Origin of the sequence: Marinobacter sp. (assembly GCF_048259445.1) — a bacterium.
Lineage (GTDB): Bacteria > Pseudomonadota > Gammaproteobacteria > Pseudomonadales > Oleiphilaceae > Marinobacter.
Map to the genome: position 1 here is coordinate 17,134 of NZ_JBLXHQ010000016.1, position 16,940 is coordinate 34,073.

Below are 16,940 nucleotides of genomic sequence, written 5' to 3' on the forward strand. Positions count from 1 at the left end.
GGCAGCCCATGACTGACAACACTGACACCAGTTACCAGCCGCGAACCTCAGCGCGACGCCTTGTACTGTTCAGCCTGCTTTTTATTGTGCTCACAGCGGCAGGGCTTTACGCGGTGTACGATCAATTCGCAGGGCGTAGCATAAGTTTTGACGCCAGGCTGATTGCACCACAAACCCTTGCGGCCATTGGCGCCCTGCTTCTTGTGTATTTCGTCTCTGATGGCCTGCGCTTGCACTTCACGCTGCGGGCACTTGGGCACCGCTTGTCTTTTCCAACAATATTTCGCCTGGTCTTTATCAATCTGTTCTTTTCCAACGTCACGCCTATGGCCACCGGCGGCGGCTTTGCTCAGATCTGGTACCTGAATCGCCATGGGGTGCCGGTGGGTAGGGCCACGGCTGCGACCACCATCAGAACGGTGCTGGCCGTGCTTTTCATCTTTACTCTTACGCCGGTTTTCCTGCTGACAATGAATGCGTTTGACGGCGAGACCATTACAGGCGACCTGGGCTTTGCGCTTGCCGTATTCATTTTGCTGTATCTGGGCTTTTTCATTGTTCTTCTGTTTCGCACACGCTGGCTCATAGGGCCTCTCAGCGGCCTGCTCCGGGCCCTTAACCGCTGGCATCTCATAAGCGATACTCGCCATCAGCGCTGGCAGTTCAAGGCGCGGCGGGAAATGCTGCGTTTCTCACGCAGCTTCGGAGATTATTTGCGGGGCAGGCCGCTGTTTGTTGTGCTTTCGGTACTGTTCACGGCTGTATTCCTGCTCAGCCTGTTCAGTTTTCCGGCGCTGCTCATTTACAGTCTGGGTTACGATGTTGATTACCTTATGTCGCTGGGGCTGTTGGTTGTAACCACGTTTATTATGTATTTCTCACCAACACCCGGCGCCTCCGGTATTTCAGAGGGTGTCTTCGGAAGCTTCTTCAGCGATATCCTTTCAGGAAACCACCTGATTCTGGTTATTGTAAGCTGGCGTCTGATCACAATTTATCTCGGTATGATCATCGGCTTGGTCGTACTGCAAAGAGAGCTGATTAAAACTCGCAGGAACCCCGGATGATTTTCCGAAACCCGCTAAAACTGCTGTTCTACCTCAGCCTGCTGATCGTGATATTGCTGGTGGGCTACAAAGCCTATCTCAACTTTTTCATGGAAGACTTCGCGGGGGTGCATAGCGAACAGGTTGAGCGAATTCATGACAACCTGTCGACCAACGAACCCCTCAGCTTCGCGGTGGTTGGCAACATCAACAACTCTGTCGGGATCTTTGAAGATCGCATCATTCCGGAGCTAAACGCTTCGGGAATGGATTTACTGGTCTCCGCCGGCAATGCCGTGAGCGGCGGTGGCGAAGACAAATACCGGGCGCTTTACGGGACTCTCGGCCATCTGGACATTCCGTATCTGCTTACATTTGGCGCCCATGAATACGATGATTTTGGCAGCTTTCGTTTTTACGACCATTTCGGGCCGCACTTCTACAGCATTCAGGCTGGCAGCACTCGGCTGATTTTCCTCGACAGCACCGGAAAAACGCCCTGGCGGTGGCAAATTCGCTGGCTGGATGACCTGCTCACCCAGGACACCTCAAAGGCAAAAATTCTGTTTATCGGACATCCGCCTCTGAAACCAGATAAAGATGCTTTGTTCGATCAGCCTGAAGATTATCTGACCCCCCCCGAGTTCCGGAGCGCACTGCTGGATGCCGCCGCGAAACACAATATAGACATGGTGTTTTCTGCCAACCTTTCGCTCTACTCGGAGAAGCGGCTGGGCAACACGCTGTTTATCACCACCGGCGGTGCCGGCGGGCTCATACTGAACAACGACACCAGTTTTTATCACTACGTGCGGGTAAACATCAGCCCGGAAGGCGAGGTCAGCCACGCGCTTCAACGGCTTGAAGTTGGCCAGAACGCGATCCTGAAACGTCTTGAAGGCCTGTGGTTCTTCGTCTATTCACTGTTTTATACCGGTTATATCAACTTCATTCTGATCGTGGCCATCTTTGCGGCAATCACCATCAAGCTCTACGCCGTTATTTTCGTCGGCAAGGACTATTACCCGGACTACGATCTGGATCCTACCCCATGGCTGGAGAAGCCGTTGCGAGTGGCCATGTTCACCAATAACTATCTACCGTTTATCGGTGGTGTCCCTATCTCCATTGCCCGACTGAGGCAGGGTCTGGAAAATCTTGGCGACAGGCTGCTGGTTGTGGCTCCCCGTTACAAGGATCAGCCGGAGGTTGAAGAGCATGTACTCCGGGTTCCCTCACTGCTCGCAATGGGCGAGAAGCGTGAATTCCGGCTTGCAAACATCTTTCTTGGTCGTATCCGAAAGCGGGTAAGGGCTTTTCATCCGGATATCATCCACCTGCACCACCCGTTCTGGCTGGGCTCGCTCGGTTTGTTCATGGCGCGCAGGCTCAAGGTGCCCGCGATTTACACTTACCACACCAGGCTGGAGCATTACGCGCACTTTGTGCCCCTGCCAGGCCTGATTTTCCGTAACTTTATCTCCCATGCACTGATAAAACGCTTCGCCAATAAATGCGATGGCATAATCGTGCCGACCTATTCAACCGAGGAATACCTGAGGATGATCGGCGTGAAAACGCCCACTTTTGTGCAGCCCACGGGTATTGAATACGAACGCTTTCAGGCTGTAGCCGATGAGGAGATCGACAGGCTCCGCAAGAAGCTGGACCTTGAAGGCAAAACTGTTTTCATCAGTGTCTCGCGGCTGTCGAACGAAAAAAATATCGATTTCATGATCGAGGCGATCAGCGCACTGCGCCAGGAAACAAACAAACCTTTTCACTTCCTGATGATCGGCGAGGGCCACCAGAAAAATCGGCTTCAAACCAAGATTCAGGAGCTGGGACTGGAAACCTGCATGACTCTGGTTGGCGCTATACCGCCAGATGACATGGCTGTCTGGTATCGCCTGGGCGACGCTTTCCTGTTCGCTTCCAAATCCGAAACCCAGGGCATGGTTATTCTGGAAGCCATGGCTGCGGGGCTGCCTGTGGTTGCTGTGCGCTCCAGCGGCATTGACGACGTTGTCCGCCATGGGTTCAACGGTTTCAAAACTCCGGAAAGACAGGATCAGTGGTGCACGCAGGTAAAGTGTTTACTGGAAGACGATGACCTCAGGCATACCCTTTCCAGGCAGGCTCTGGCCTTCGCCAAAGACTTTTCAGTTGAACAGTTTGCCAGTGATGTTCGCGAGATTTACGCTACCACGCTGGCACTGAACGATAAAAAGCTGAAAAAACGGAGAGAAACGTGAGCGGTATTCCCGTGGGAATCAGTACGTGTCTTCTGGGCAAAGAAGTTCGCCATGATGGCGGCCATAAACATTCCCGTTACTGCACCGGGATATTATCGCGGCATTTCGATTTCCGACCCGTTTGCCCGGAACTGGAAGCCGGCCTGGGCGTGCCTCGCCCCGCCATTCATTTGCGGGAATACCCGGATGGCATCCGTCTTGTTGAAGCAAAGGGCACTGCAGATCACACCTGCGTCATGGAGGAATTTACAAAGCGCATACTGCCGGATCTGTCCGACCTGCGTGGTTACATTCTGATGGCAAAGTCGCCCAGCTGCGGCATGGAACGCATCAAGGTGCACAATCCTGAAGGCCAGGTCGTGCGGCGCGATGGACAGGGAATGTTTGCCGAGGCGCTGATGCTCGCTTACCCGCTGATGCCGGTTGAAGAAGAAGGCCGCCTGAACGACGACACGCTGCGGGAGAACTTCATAGAGCGAGTGTTCGCTTATGACGACTGGATCCAGAACGTCGCAGGCGAGCACCTGACAGCGAAAGCCCTGATCGAATATCACACCCGCCACAAATTTCAGCTGCTGGCACACTCTGAAAAGATCTACCGACAGCTTGGGCCTATGCTGGGAGATCTGAAAGCGGATGCACTCGAAGCGATCGCAGACCGCTATATTCACGCATTCATGGAGGCGATGACGAAGAAAGTAAGCCGTGGCTCACACATGAATGTAATGCAGCACCTGATGGGTTATCTGCGAGATGCCATGGGCGGTGAAGACCGCAAGGTTCTGATTGAACAGATTGGAGCATACGGCCGCGGAGAGGTGCCGCTGGTTGTACCTATGACGTTGCTGAGAATGGCTCAACGCAGGGAACCGGTGAGTTACCTCAACCTGCAAGAGTACCTGAGCCCCTACCCTGACGAGCTGGGGCTCAGAAACAAGGTCTAGGACCCGGTATCAGAAGCCGTAAAGCAGTGTGATTGCCGTCTCAGTATCCGTAGAGTCTTTGCCGGCAGGCGCGTCGGATAAATGCTTCACGCGGTAAGCCGCTTTCATTGAGAGATTGCCAACTATGTTGGCTTTTATCGCAGTCTCGGATTCGCTGATCACATTGTTTTCATCCAGGCCAATTTCCGTGCTCAGCTTCTGATGGAACAATGCATTGTCAGAAAGCTCGTAGTCGAAGAGAACTGCAAGCCGGGCGATTGCTTCCTTCTCGACATCTTCACCGTCTGAGTTCACGACCTCCAGCTTGTTGTAGCGATAACCAACACCAGCCGAGAGGTCAAGAAATGAGTCTTCTCCCCGCTGCCAGACCCGGTTTCCATAACCGGTGGTCGCGCTGGATTCGAAGTCGTATCCGGAGAAACGATCATTCTCGTAGGCGCCCCGCAGAAACCAGTACTGGCTTTCATCAAACTTGTAGTTGGTTTCCAGCGAGCCTCTGTATTTCTCCGCCGTGGTTTCATCCTCGGCTTCAGAGTAGTTGGAACTGAACTGCGCAATGTTACGCCAGTCCACTACCTCATGAACCACCCCCAGGCGTCCATTGACGTTGGTTTCTTCGGTATTACCAGACGTGATAAGCACACCAAGTTCTGCCTCGCCTTCCCAGTCTTTGGCATCCTGGCCGTAGGCCATGGGTGCGGCTGAAATAACAATAACGGCAACTGTTTTCTTAAAACCCATGAATGCTCCTTGATAGCGGGTTAACTCAAATTCGCTCTGGTGACTTGGCCGAAGGGCTGTGCCCCTCACCTTTCAGGCTTTTCTCTGCATGGCGCTCACGCTCTGACTTTTTGCGCGCCTTGCGCTCAGCAATAAAACGAGCAGCCTCACCGCCAACATGCACTTCACCGCGGGCTTCGGCCAACCGGATCTGGCGTTCCCGCTCTGCAAACCGCGTCTTTTGCTCTTCGCTCAGCGTGTCGAGGCATCGGTGGCAACTCACGCCTTGCTGATACTCCGGGCGCTGCTTCTCGGCCTCGGTAATCGGGCGGCGGCAGGCATGGCACTGATCGTAATCGCCCCGCTCCAGACGATGATTGACGGTAACCCGGTCGTCAAATACAAAACATTCACCTTTCCACAGGCTTTGCTCCTCCGGCACCTCTTCCAGATATTTCAGAATGCCGCCCTTGAGGTGGTAAACCTCTTCAAACCCCTGCTCTTTCAGATACGCCGTGGACTTTTCACAGCGAATACCACCGGTACAGAACATGGCAACTTTTTTATGCTTCGCCGGGTCGAGGTTCTGCTTCACATACTCTGGAAATTCCCGAAAAGTATCCGTGGCAGGGTTGACTGCGTGCGTGAAGGTGCCAATTTCAACTTCGTACTGATTACGGGTATCGACAAGCAGAACCTCCGGATCCGAAATCAAAGCATTCCACTCAGCCGGCTCCACGTAGGTGCCTACGATGCGCTTCGGATCAATGCCATTGACGCCCATGGTGACAATCTCTTTCTTGAGCTTCACCTTGGTACGCTTGAAAGGCTGAATATCTACAAAGGACTCTTTGTAATCAATACCGTCAAAACGCTCATCGTTGCCTAACCAGGCCTGCACCGCATCAATGCCGCTCCGGCTTCCGGCAATTGTGCCATTGATACCTTCCCGGGCCAGTAACAGAGTGCCATGCACACCATTATCCAGCATGACAGACAGCAGGGGCTGACGAAGGGCTTTGTAATCATTCAGAACGGCGAACTTATAAAGTGCGCAGACAACAACGTTGTTGCTCATGGGAATCTCCTGCAGGCCGGACCGTAAATCCGGAGCATGGGTTTATTTATCTGGAAGGCGTAAGCCAAGAGAGGGCGGGGATTCTAACCCACTCTGGCTTATGTTCAAATCCGGGCTGACCGAGGCCAGAATGGAATGCTTATTTTTCCGCCGTGGATAGCTCTCTCTCCACAAGGGCTGAAAGCTGGCCCCAGCCCGGGCGGGTAAGGCGGATATTATCCACCAGTACCGTTGGCGTGCTGGTTACTCGCAGCTGCACAGCAACGCGGCGGCTTTCTTCGATGGCCTCGCGATGCAGCTCTGTTGTCATACAACGGCGAAAGCGGCGCTCTTCCAGACCTAAATCGTTACCGTAGCGCGTAAACGTAGCAACAGGGTCGTTCGACCCACTCCACTCAGACTGCGAATCGTAGAGGCGTTCATGCATTTCCCAATAGGCATCCTGATCGCCGGCACAACGGGCAGCCTGAGCTGCGGGGAAAGCGTTCTGATGCTGCTGTAAGGGCAGGTCGAAATATACAAAACGAACTTGCCCAGACTCCACATATTCCTGCTTCAGGCGCTTGCTCGCTTCCGCAAACAGACCACAGGCAGGACACTGGTAATCTGCAAATTCCCGCACAACAACAGGGGCGTCATCAGCACCCACTGAAACACCGTACTGGTCCAACTCTGCAGGAAAGGCGTCTGCGTTTGGCGCAGCAACCGGCAGGTCATCCGACGTTGGCTTAGGAGCTGCCGTCAGAAAGAACGCGCCAATAACAATAGCGGCCAGAACCAGCACACTCACTCCGATAACCAGGGGTTTTCGTGAGCTGGTTTTCCGGGGCGGCGGCGCTCCGGTTTGCTTGCGACGTTTTGCTTCACCCATTCTAGACTCCCTTTTGTTTTAACGAGGTTACCCGGCATTTGTTAGCAGGCGAACATTTCCACATTCGCTCAGGCAGGCTAAGATCCTCTATATCCTACATAAGTTCCAATACAAATTAAGGAGATCTCATGCCGCTTCCCGTTTTTAGCAAAGATTCACTCAGCCTGCCCCTCGTTGCAGCGCCCATGTTTCTGATCTCCGGGCCCGAGCTGGCACTTGCGTGCTGCCGCGAGGGCATAGTGGGTAGCTTTCCGGCTCTGAACCAACGCACAAGCGAAGGTTTTGAGGAATGGCTGGTTCAGATGACGGAGGATCTTGCCAAGCTGGAAGAAACAGATACTGAAGCCAACATAGCACCCTATGCCGTCAACCTGATCGTGCACCGTTCCAACCCGCGCTGGCAGGCCGATCTGGAACTGTGCGTCAAGCATCAGGTTCCCATCATCATTACATCGCTGGGCGCTGCAAGCCAGGTAGTCGAGGCGGTGCACAGCTATGGTGGCATGGTCTTTCACGATGTAACCAACCAGAAGCACGCGCGCAAAGCGGCCGAAGCCGGCGTAGACGGAATTATTGCGGTTTCAGCCGGTGCCGGTGGACATGCAGGCACCACAAACCCCTTTGTACTGGTTCATGAGATCCGCGAAGTATTTGATGGCATCATTTTGCTGGCCGGCGGGCTCTCCCATGGCGAAGATGTTCTCGCTGCACAGGCTCTGGGGGCAGATCTGGCTTACATGGGCACACGCTTCATCAACACCACAGAGTCCCGGGCAGAAGACGCCTACCGCAACATGATTATTGAATCGGTATCCAGCGATATCATCCACACGCCGGCAGTTTCCGGTGTGCCAGCCAGCTTTATGCGACAGAGCCTCGAGGCTGCGGGCTTCCCGATGGACAAACTGAACCAGGCCGGCGAGATCAACTACGGCGACAAGCTCAAGCCGGTTGATGACGAAGCTAAAGCCTGGAAAACAGTTTGGTCTGCCGGCCAGGGTGTAAGCCAGATTAATGATGTCGTCAGCGTCGAAGCGCTGGTTTCAAAGCTGAAGCAGGAGTATCTGGTAGCTCGCGACCGGCTTTGTAACTAAGCCGGCCTACCCCAACCCTTGGCACCCGGTCCCGTTACATACGGAACTGGGATGCCTTTGCCTGCAGCGCTGCAAGTAGCTCACTGATTTCCTGACTGGCGTTATCCGAACGCTGAATTGCTTCCACTGTAGTTTCCGATGAGTGCGCAATACCCTCAACGCTGACACTGACCCTCTCGGCATTACGACCCTCCTGTTCCGCAACAGACGAAATACTCAGAGCCTGCTCTTGCAAACTGCCGAGAAGCTGATTGATCTGATCAAAGTGCTCGTCAGCGCGGCGGAACTCTGCGGAAGATTCTGTAACCTGATCCGATACCTCGCCGATCACCGATACAGCCTCCTTGCTGCCTTGCTGCAAACGCTTGATGATAGTTTCAATCTCTATGGTGGACTCCTGGGTCCGACTGGCCAGAGTTCTCACTTCATCGGCGACAACTGCGAAGCCACGACCTGATTCACCGGCCCTTGCCGCTTCAATCGCTGCATTTAGCGCCAGGAGATTGGTCTGTTCTGCAATGGCCCCGATAACCGAAAGTACCTTCGTGATTTGTGTACTTTGTTTGTCGAGAGCAGTAACCGCTTCCACCGCTTCTTGTACGTTCGTTACAACATCATCAAGACGCTTGAGCACGTCGCGGGAAATGCCTGCCGTCGCCTCACTTTCAGCACTGACAGTACGCACAGCCCCGGCAACGTCCTGAATGTTCAGGGCAACACCCGCAATGCTATGTGACATAGCCGCCATGGTTTCAGACACGTCTGCCACTTCCCGCTGCTGGGAATTCACCGCCACAACCGCCTCACGGCTTACGTCTCCTTGAATTTGCGCCTGCCCAACGGCAGACTCTGCAGAACTTTTAACGTCAGATACCAGTGTCTGAATGCGGGCGATAAACTGGTTTACACCCCGCGCCATCTCCGTCAGCTCATCGTTACCTTTCAGATTTACACGGCGCGTCAGGTCGGCTTCACCATCCGCAATATCGCGAATAGCAGAGTTCAATCGCATAACCCGTGGCAACACCCCGCCTCCAAGAACAGCGGCTATCAGAACCAGCAGAATAGCCATTGAAGTCACGGCAACGAATGTAAGGCCCGTCGACAATCCCGATGCCTCCTGGCGCAGTGCATCAAGCGTCTCGCCGATACGCGATTGTGTGTCGGTCTCCATGTTTGCCAGCTGCTGCTGAAGCCGCTGATTGACCTGTTCGGTTTCAGCCTCAAGCGTCTGACGCGACGTATCAATACTACCGGCAAGGGTGGCGCTGAATTCTTTTTCCAGTTGCGCCAGGTCGCGATTGATACCCTCCAGTGACAAACCGAGCTTCAACTGCCCGATAGCCGAGCCCTTGGGCTTGATGTCTGCGGTGATAATAACAATGTCAGGATCGAGGTTTGCCGCGTCCAGCACACGGCCCGCAGCTCCCCGGCCCTCACCCTGCTCCATCAGCCGGAGCACTCGTTCATCCGTACGGTCAACATACCGCGTCATGCGCTCACCGTATTGATCAAAATACACTGCGAAGAGCACCGATTCTCTGGCATCAGCCAGCTCCACAAGCTCGGTCAGCCGCGGAATATCCCTGTCCCAGATCAGCGGCGCAGCAACGGCGGCCAACACATCCGCCAGGCCCTGTGCTTCTGCCATTACGGCAGTTCGCACGTTCTTCGCCACGCGTTCCTGCTGGTCACTTTGCTGACGCGTAAGCTCGCTGGCTAATTCGCCTACGCTCTCCTCACGCATCGCCTGCAAGCGCAGGCGAACATCATCACGGGTATTTTCGAAAGATTCACTGAGCTGATCACTGCTCGCCTCAAGTGCAGAACCAGCGGCATTGACCTGACGCTCAACCTGATCCGAGATCAACCATTGGCTGATAAAAATCTGAGCCAGGCCGGCAATAATCAGAACAATAAAAACTGGCCTGAACAGCCTGCTAGAAACCAGGTTTTTGAAAAACCGAAAAGCCATAAAACGCCCTCAACATGTTATTCCGGCATCCGAAGCACTTTTTTAGCCGTTGAATTACATCAGCCCCAGTTGTAGCAAAACAACCGGGAAAGAGGGACTTCTTTATGTAGGATTTTGTTGCGGATGTTTATAAACCTGAAAAAAGGTTGCCCCGGCTGTATTACCGGGGCTGGTGCAAGGCCGGGGCGCCCTCTGTTTAGTCGAGTTCGATGCTCAGGGCTTCGTAACCGCTGGGAGCAGTGCCCTCTTTTTTATACGTTACTTCAATAACGACTTGCTCCCCATTTTCCAGCAAGCCCAGCAAATCAGCACGAGTAATGTCATCAAAAACTGCATCTCTCGCGGCGATGGTCACACCAAGCATTCTGATCGACGTGGAGGTCAGGTCACCCGGCGCCAAAACGCCTTCAATCTCATATTTATCAGCATCTCCGGAAGAGTCACGTTCAATTTGTACTGCTTCAAGGTAAATTTTGCGATCAGGACCTTCCTTTACCAGGCCTGCCACCTCAACAAAGATGTTGTTCGCGCCAGGTACCAGGTCATTAATTGTTAGCCTGGCATCAGTATCATCGTCCGTAATAATGGTTCTGGGAGTAATTCGCACGTTGACCTCACCAATCACGAGACTGCTGGTGCTTTGCTCTACGGAACCAACAGCACCAGCAACTTCAGCGTCACCGTCCCGGACTTCAATTTCAGTCGCCCGTATCAGGTTACCGGAAACCGACTCACCTTCAACCTGAACGAGCAGGCCCTCCTGCAGGTCCTCAAGAGTAATATCGTCCAGTTCTGTAGAGTCTGTTATCTGGACGATCAATCCGTTCAGCCCGAACGTTTTATCGGTAGCACTGTAGTTTGAAGACACCGGCCCGGATAACTCAATGTCATCGCCTGCCGGCCGGTAACGCCGGAAATCGTCGAGCTGAATCCGCGTCGCGATAATCGCGTCTCCCGCCAACTCCTTTTTACCTTCAACCTCGAAATACTCACCGGGTTTCAGATCGTCAGCGGATAATCCCGCTGCGAAGCTGCGATCATCAAACCTGATAACAACACCGTTCATTCTGAACCGGCCAGCCTCAACTGAACCTGAATCCACGGGGCCTTCCAGCTCTATTCGGTCATCGCCGTAAAACGAGGGGTTGAAGCCAATGTAACTCGCACGGTAACTGCCATCCGCCTGCCGCCAGGCACTGACTCTCACAAAGTCCCCATCTGCCAGAGTCGCAAGGGTTTTACCTTTAAAGACCGTTTGGCGATCAGCAAAAACCGACTGGCCATGAATCCGGAAAGCAATAGGCTCGCCACTTGCACCCCGAACCATATTGGAGGTTGTTCCACGCAGGGTATCGTCGTACTCCATGGAATCAGCGGCTCCGGTTCCGTCAAGGCGCCACTGGCCCTCGATTCTGAGAATCATGCCTTCGTCGAGATCCTCTTCGGTTTCAATACCATCATTACTTTCGACTTCTCTGCCGCGAATACCATCGGTAAAGAATTCAACGCCATTCACGAACACACTGCCAAACCCTGAAACCGGGCCGACACTGGACCCGGTGCCGCGGATTCCACCATCCGCCACCGTCGTCTCGCCGCCGCAGGCCGAGAGAACGCCCAGCAACAAGGTGACCGCGAGTGCTGCAAGCAAGCGCTTGCGGAATATCATATTCATTGCAGTTTCCATTGCTGTCTCCGTTCCGGATGGCCGCGCAGCTCCGGGGCGGCCGGGGATATTCGTATCAGGTTTCATCGTTATGTCGCCGGCCTGCACTTCTGCCGTGGCTGTGCTTTTGTCGCCTGACCTCGGGCGACTTTTCGAACCCGGGGACATCGTGCACGTAAGTGCTTCGCCTGAGCAGCACATGGCCGCTGTCCAGCTGCTCGACAACGCCTTTGCGCAACAACTCATTAAGAATTACTGAGGGCGCAAAGTCCGGGTTGACTGCTCGCACGAGTTGGCTGACGGATGGTTCGCTCTGATTATTCAGGGCAAGCAGAATCGGATGTTGATTTTCATCGAGAAAGCTCAACGAACTGATCCAGTGGCTTACCACTTGACGGCTGGGAGCAGACAATATGGTGCTTGCCAATTCAGTAGGTTCCCAGCGACAAATGAACTCGGACTGTTTACTGGCATTCATGATGCTTTCTCTTTACTTGCACCGGGGTGCAGCGGGCTCTCAAGAGGTGCCTCTTCAGAAAATGCTTCCTCAAAATAAAAAACACTCACACCCGTCCTGAACGATTCTCGCCGTTCGCTATCAGTTGGCTTGCCCGACACATCGCGATCTTTTGGCCCCAGCCAGGAATCAAGATGCTCAAGCATGATTTGGGATTGCTCCGCAGCCAGGGTGCGCCAGGCCTCCATGACATCGGGAGGGATATTGCTATAGGTCAGCGTACGCTGGAACAGTGGCTGTTGTCCGCCCTCCGAACTGACCAGATTATGATCAATTGTCGCTATAAGATCTGATACGTCTTCGCCGAAGATATGGAGCATTTCTTTGCTATCGCCGGCTGGTACATAGGCTCTCTGTTTCAGGGTGAGCTTGCCGGTGTCACCGTCTACTGACACCACACCCACTCTCAACAACTCATCCAGTACAGAACGCGGCGGCATATCACCGCTGTATTGTTTTACCAACCCACAAAAACCCGATGGCCCATCAAACACCAGCGTTTTGGGCTGCCCGTCGGAATCCTGAAAAGTGGAATCATGCACCCAGCCAGAGACGACGCGGGAGGCGCGATTGGTATTTAAAACTTCGGATTTACCTGTCTGTTGTCCCGCAAGAATCTCTCGCTGACGTTTGACTTCTTTGCGAGTCAGCCCGGTCATAACAGCTGCGCCGGAGTCTGTAGGCTTGCGTCGGCCATTGGAAAAATCTTCCAGTGCCGCCTCCACATAGGCTCTCTTGACCAACTCGGAAAACTCCCCAAAAGGAATACCGTTACGCAAAAGCAACCTCGCAAGAGGTCGCAGAATGCGGAACAGGGCCTGATGCAGCGGGTTGGTCATAGGATTATTCATGTTTGGGATTGTATTCCCATTGCAACATCAAAAGCCAGAAACACGGGCAAGACAAGCCTGTCCGCGCTTCCGGGCTAACGCTTATTCGTCTGTATTTACTGACGTCAACTTGTACTCACCTCCAACGGTGGGGCAGTACTCCAGCTCCACTTCCCTGGTCAGATCAAGCCCCACGAGACGGATACCATCCGGTAGAATTTCGAGGTTCATAACGCTGATGGATCCCGCATCGGTCACAGTGATGATAGCCTCCAGCTCGGCGCAATCTCCCTCGTCATTGTCACGGCTTTCGCTCTTTACGCTGGCAGCTTCCAGATAGCCGCCATCGCTGAAGCGCTGATAGCCTTCCACTTCCAGCACGTCTCCGGTTTTAAAGCTTTCAATGTCCAGAACACGGGTGCGGCGTTCGTTGTCGTCGCCCTCGTCTACCAATGTGCTGGTGGTAAGCTGAACCTTCACACCGCTAACCAAAAGCGTTTCATTGACCAGGTCTACCGATTCAACAACGCCCTCAAGCTCGACATCTGCTTCCTGACCTTCAACTTCTTCTGCATACAGCACGCCGTCGCGGAACTCGCCTTCAACCTGAACATGCAAGCCGTCTGTCAGGTCAGATTCGCGGATATCATCAAACTCGGTGTTTGACGTCATTTTCACGATTACGCCGTTGATGGAAAACTGGCGGTTGGTTTCATCATAGTCATACAGGTCGCCGGAAATTTCGACGTCACCATCATCGCCGTCAAACCAATCGCTCTCGTTATCAATTTCAGTTGCCAACAACGTGTTGTTTGCCGCAAGCGAACCCTCAACTTCCACAACCATTTCATTGGCCAGATCATCCAGAGAGAATCCGTCTTCGGGGATGGCACTCACGTAATTGATCACAAACCCACTGATGGTGAAGGTTTGGGCATCTTTATCCAGATTTTTTACAATGCCTTCTATTTCCACATCGTTGACGCCATCAAAATCCACACCAGCCGCCTTTGCACCCACAAAGCTTGCCCGGAACTTTCCTTCTGCTGTGCGCCAGCCGCTTACGCGAACCTGATAACCGGTTGCATTGCTCGCAATCAGCTCTGGTGTAGCGCCGCGGAAAACCGTCTGGCCATCCACAACAACGGTCTGGCCGAGCATCATAATCTCACCCGTTCGGGCCGTCGCATCCCAGGTCATGGATGTCACCGGGCCACGCAAGGTGTCGTCGTAGGTGACTGCTCGTGCCTCACCCTCTCCCTGGCTACCCCATTCGCCCTGAACCTTCAGGATCATGCCCTTCTCGAGCTGGGTTTCGAGTGCAATGCCGTCATCGCTCTTAACCGTGCCATCTGTGGCGAACCGGGTACCATTCACATAAACACTGCCAAAACCAGAGACAGGGCCAACACTGGTGCCGGATGAAACACCGGCCGAATCCGAACTGTCTGAGCCACCACCACAGGCAACAAGTGAGCCCGCGAGGGCGCCCGTCAGGGCTAACTTTACCGCTGAAGCTAAAAGGTTGTGTTTCATCATTATTCTCCAGGCTGTTTTAACTGCTTTGACTATCAGGCTTTGATTGCCCGCGACCTATAAGTGGGATTATTTTCCCAAACTATAATTGGGAATTTATTCCCATTATTTGCAGTTGTCCAGCGCTATGCCGATTTAATTTATGAACTTTCAGACAGAACTAACGTAAATTTGCGGACACAAACCTGAAACGGAACGAAAAATGTTGGGATTTTTGAAGGGTGATCCGAAGAAAAAGCTGCAGAAAGCCTACGAAGACAAACTGGCAAAAGCGCTGCATGCGCAGCGCAACGGGGATCTACGAAGCCACGGGACCCTGATGGAGGAGGCGGAAAAGATCTATGCCGAGATAAAAGCTCTCGACGACAAGTAACAGATCGGGATTACGAAATAACGCTACCACTCCCCGGTCAGTTGCTGTAATTGCCTACTAAGGCGCTCAACTTCCCTGCGGGTGTTCTGAACTTCGTCAAGAAGCTCCAGGGTCATAGCCAGGCCGGGCAGATTCATTTTCAGATCCCGTTGCAAGCGTTGGGCTTTGAACAGCCGGGCAAGAGCAGCAACATCGAAAAGCCACTGTCGAGCCTCCGCTTCTGGCTCGACAGGTGCAATAATTCCGTAGCTCACCAGCTTGATTACAAACTCCGCGTGGCACTCACCCCGCTCGCACACTTCGTGAAGGGTAAAAGTGCTGCCATCGGCATCCATTACTTCAACCGTTAAAATACTGTCTTTCCTGTTCATCCTTTACTCTCCCCTTCACAGATGGAGTTTGCTGCGTGGATCGAACGCTTTCTCGGCTTCGGCAAGCTGCTCATAAAGCTTTTCTGCCTCTGCAGAATGCTGCTCCGGTATAGCTATCTGGAGGATAACCAGTTGATCACCCGGATGTTTACCAGGCAGCCCCTTGCCTTTAAGCCGGAGCTTACGCCCGGAGGAGGTCCCCTTGGGAACTTTCACATTGACCCGGGAACCAACCGTCGGAACCGTAATTGTTGCACCCAGGGCAGCTTCCCAGGGCGTTACCGGAACGGTCAAGACAACATCCCGGCCCTCCACGCTGAACAGCGGATGGGGCGCCAACTCGACTTCAATCAGCAAGTCACCGGCATCACCACCGCCAATACCGGGGGAGCCCTGGCCTTTCAGGCGCAAGTGTTGCCCTTCTCGCATGCCCGCAGGGATTTTCACTTTCAGCGTTTTCTGGCGCGCAACTATGCGGCCATGGTCATCGGCCTCATGCACAGTGAAGGAAACCTGCTTCTCGGTTCCGTTAAATATTTCCTCAAGAAACAGCGGCAAACGGGCAATAACATCTTCACCCCGCATGCGCATGTTCCGACTGTAACCACCGCCAGCGCTTCGGCCACCTGCATGGCCACCACCAAACATCTGCTCAAAAAAGTCGCTGAACTGACGGGAATCCGCATCGGTGTAACCTCCACCACCAAACCCGGATTCGCTCTGCCAGCCCGGGGGCGGCTGGAAAGAGCCGTCGGGTTGCGCACCGTATTTACGAAGCTGATCGTACTCAGCCCGCTTTTCCGGATCCTTCAGCACTTCGTAGGCTTCGCCCAGTTCTTTGAACTTCTCGTCGGCGTTATCCTCTTTACTGACATCCGGATGGTACTTCCGGGCCAGCTTCCGGTAGGATTTTTTGATCTCCTCGGGGGAGGCAGACTCGCTCACACCGAGCACGGCGTAATAGTCTTTGAAGTCCATTGAACTCCTCGCATCTGGTCAAAGATTGTTCTCTGGCTATATATAATTGGCGCATACGGCTGGAATGCAAGCTCTGCACGACGCTTTCGTAAATATAGTAACCTTAGTCTAAAACCAAAGCCGGGAAAGGAAGTTATGCCAGATAAGCCGTCGAAACCCGTATCCGCCTCCGCCATTGAGAAACACGTTTACAAAGTCTTTCCCAATGACATGAACGCCCACGACACCGTATTCGGTGGCATGATCATGGCAAAATGCGACCGCCTTGCACTGGTGGTCGCAGAGCGCCACTCGGCCCATGTATGCGTGACTGCTGCAGTAGACTCCATTCATTTCCGGGCACCCGCAAAAGGCAACGACACCCTGCTATTCAACTTATCGCTGAATCGCAGCTGGGGCTCATCCATGGAGATTGGCGCCCGCGTTGAAGCAGAGAACAGCTATACCGGTGAAACCCGCCATATCCTCTCCGCTTTCTTCACCTTTGTAGCTCTGGACAAGAACGACAGGCCAGTCGATGTTCCCGCCGTGATTCCGGAAACGGCAAAGCAGCAACGGCGCTTTGCAAACGCAGAGATTCGCAGAGAGGGGCGTCTGAAGACCCGGAAAGAACTGGCGAAAGTCGCGCATGAGGAAGGCACTTAACATGCCGAGATTCTGTAAATGGGCCAGCTATGATAGGGTCT

Annotated in this window: 16 protein-coding genes; 6 read left to right on the top strand and 10 right to left on the bottom strand. The window is 53.6% G+C overall.

Annotated features, from left to right (window positions below):
• The first annotated feature begins 8 nt into the window (after window positions 1-8).
• Genes ACN0RL_RS12405 through ACN0RL_RS12415 form a run of 3 tightly spaced genes read left to right on the top strand, consistent with a single transcriptional unit; the run spans window position 9 to window position 4,245 of the window.
• Window positions 9-1,067: a lysylphosphatidylglycerol synthase transmembrane domain-containing protein gene (locus ACN0RL_RS12405; RefSeq protein ID WP_417517205.1), complete on the top strand. Its 1,059-nt coding sequence runs from the start codon at window positions 9-11 to the stop codon at window positions 1,065-1,067.
• Window positions 1,064-3,301 (top strand): glycosyltransferase, encoded by a 2,238-nt coding sequence (locus ACN0RL_RS12410; RefSeq protein ID WP_417517207.1) that lies wholly within the window; start codon window positions 1,064-1,066, stop codon window positions 3,299-3,301. Before ACN0RL_RS12405 ends, ACN0RL_RS12410 begins: the two co-directional genes overlap by 4 nt.
• Window positions 3,298-4,245 carry a YbgA family protein gene (locus tag ACN0RL_RS12415; RefSeq protein WP_417517209.1) on the top strand — a complete coding sequence of 316 codons (948 nt, stop codon included), beginning with the start codon at window positions 3,298-3,300 and terminating at the stop codon, window positions 4,243-4,245. Before ACN0RL_RS12410 ends, ACN0RL_RS12415 begins: the two co-directional genes overlap by 4 nt.
• A gap of 9 nt (window positions 4,246-4,254) precedes the next feature.
• Here ACN0RL_RS12415 and ACN0RL_RS12420 read toward each other — a convergent pair whose 3' ends face one another.
• The 3 genes from ACN0RL_RS12420 to ACN0RL_RS12430 form a co-directional block, all read right to left on the bottom strand.
• The gene (locus tag ACN0RL_RS12420) at window positions 4,255-4,986 is read right to left on the bottom strand and encodes a DUF481 domain-containing protein (RefSeq protein ID WP_417517211.1); all 732 of its coding nucleotides are present in this window, start codon (window positions 4,984-4,986) and stop codon (window positions 4,255-4,257) included.
• A 25-nt stretch (window positions 4,987-5,011) separates the two neighbouring features.
• Entirely contained in the window at window positions 5,012-6,043 is a 1,032-nt protein-coding gene (locus ACN0RL_RS12425; protein ID WP_417517213.1) for a rhodanese-related sulfurtransferase, read from the bottom strand.
• 139 nt (window positions 6,044-6,182) lie between these two features.
• The gene (locus ACN0RL_RS12430; RefSeq protein WP_417517215.1) at window positions 6,183-6,914 is read right to left on the bottom strand and encodes a thioredoxin domain-containing protein; all 732 of its coding nucleotides are present in this window, start codon (window positions 6,912-6,914) and stop codon (window positions 6,183-6,185) included.
• 128 nt (window positions 6,915-7,042) lie between these two features.
• Here ACN0RL_RS12430 and ACN0RL_RS12435 point away from each other — a divergent pair, with 128 nt between their 5' ends.
• Window positions 7,043-8,008: an NAD(P)H-dependent flavin oxidoreductase gene (locus ACN0RL_RS12435; protein ID WP_417517217.1), complete on the top strand. Its 966-nt coding sequence runs from the start codon at window positions 7,043-7,045 to the stop codon at window positions 8,006-8,008.
• Between the two features lie 34 nt (window positions 8,009-8,042).
• Here ACN0RL_RS12435 and ACN0RL_RS12440 read toward each other — a convergent pair whose 3' ends face one another.
• The 5 genes from ACN0RL_RS12440 to ACN0RL_RS12460 form a co-directional block, all read right to left on the bottom strand.
• Window positions 8,043-9,983 carry a methyl-accepting chemotaxis protein gene (locus ACN0RL_RS12440; RefSeq protein ID WP_417517219.1) on the bottom strand — a complete coding sequence of 647 codons (1,941 nt, stop codon included), beginning with the start codon at window positions 9,981-9,983 and terminating at the stop codon, window positions 8,043-8,045.
• Between the two features lie 196 nt (window positions 9,984-10,179).
• Window positions 10,180-11,658, bottom strand: a complete 1,479-nt coding sequence (locus ACN0RL_RS12445; protein WP_417517221.1) for a DUF5666 domain-containing protein — start codon at window positions 11,656-11,658, stop codon at window positions 10,180-10,182.
• A gap of 67 nt (window positions 11,659-11,725) precedes the next feature.
• A complete protein-coding gene (locus tag ACN0RL_RS12450; RefSeq protein WP_417517222.1) occupies window positions 11,726-12,127 on the bottom strand; it encodes a DUF6502 family protein in 402 nt (133 codons plus the stop codon).
• Window positions 12,124-13,005 carry a DUF6502 family protein gene (locus tag ACN0RL_RS12455; RefSeq protein ID WP_417517224.1) on the bottom strand — a complete coding sequence of 294 codons (882 nt, stop codon included), beginning with the start codon at window positions 13,003-13,005 and terminating at the stop codon, window positions 12,124-12,126. Before ACN0RL_RS12455 ends, ACN0RL_RS12450 begins: the two co-directional genes overlap by 4 nt.
• A gap of 93 nt (window positions 13,006-13,098) precedes the next feature.
• Window positions 13,099-14,535 (bottom strand): DUF5666 domain-containing protein, encoded by a 1,437-nt coding sequence (locus tag ACN0RL_RS12460; protein WP_417517226.1) that lies wholly within the window; start codon window positions 14,533-14,535, stop codon window positions 13,099-13,101.
• 199 nt (window positions 14,536-14,734) lie between these two features.
• Between ACN0RL_RS12460 and ACN0RL_RS12465 the strand changes: the two genes are divergently transcribed.
• Window positions 14,735-14,905 (top strand): DUF6435 family protein, encoded by a 171-nt coding sequence (locus tag ACN0RL_RS12465; protein ID WP_417517228.1) that lies wholly within the window; start codon window positions 14,735-14,737, stop codon window positions 14,903-14,905.
• A 23-nt stretch (window positions 14,906-14,928) separates the two neighbouring features.
• Here the strand turns inward: ACN0RL_RS12465 and ACN0RL_RS12470 are convergent, their stop codons facing one another.
• Together ACN0RL_RS12470 and ACN0RL_RS12475 are read right to left on the bottom strand one after the other, a co-directional pair.
• On the bottom strand, window positions 14,929-15,276 hold the full coding sequence (locus ACN0RL_RS12470; RefSeq protein ID WP_417517230.1) for a chaperone modulator CbpM: 348 nt from the start codon (window positions 15,274-15,276) through the stop codon (window positions 14,929-14,931).
• A gap of 15 nt (window positions 15,277-15,291) precedes the next feature.
• Window positions 15,292-16,254, bottom strand: coding sequence for a DnaJ C-terminal domain-containing protein (locus tag ACN0RL_RS12475; RefSeq protein ID WP_417517232.1), 963 nt, complete (start codon window positions 16,252-16,254; stop codon window positions 15,292-15,294).
• Window positions 16,255-16,389: 135 nt separating this feature from the next.
• On the opposite strand from ACN0RL_RS12475, the gene ACN0RL_RS12480 reads away from it, so the two are divergent.
• A complete protein-coding gene (locus ACN0RL_RS12480) occupies window positions 16,390-16,899 on the top strand; it encodes an acyl-CoA thioesterase (protein WP_417517234.1) in 510 nt (169 codons plus the stop codon).
• Window positions 16,900-16,940 lie beyond the last annotated feature (41 nt).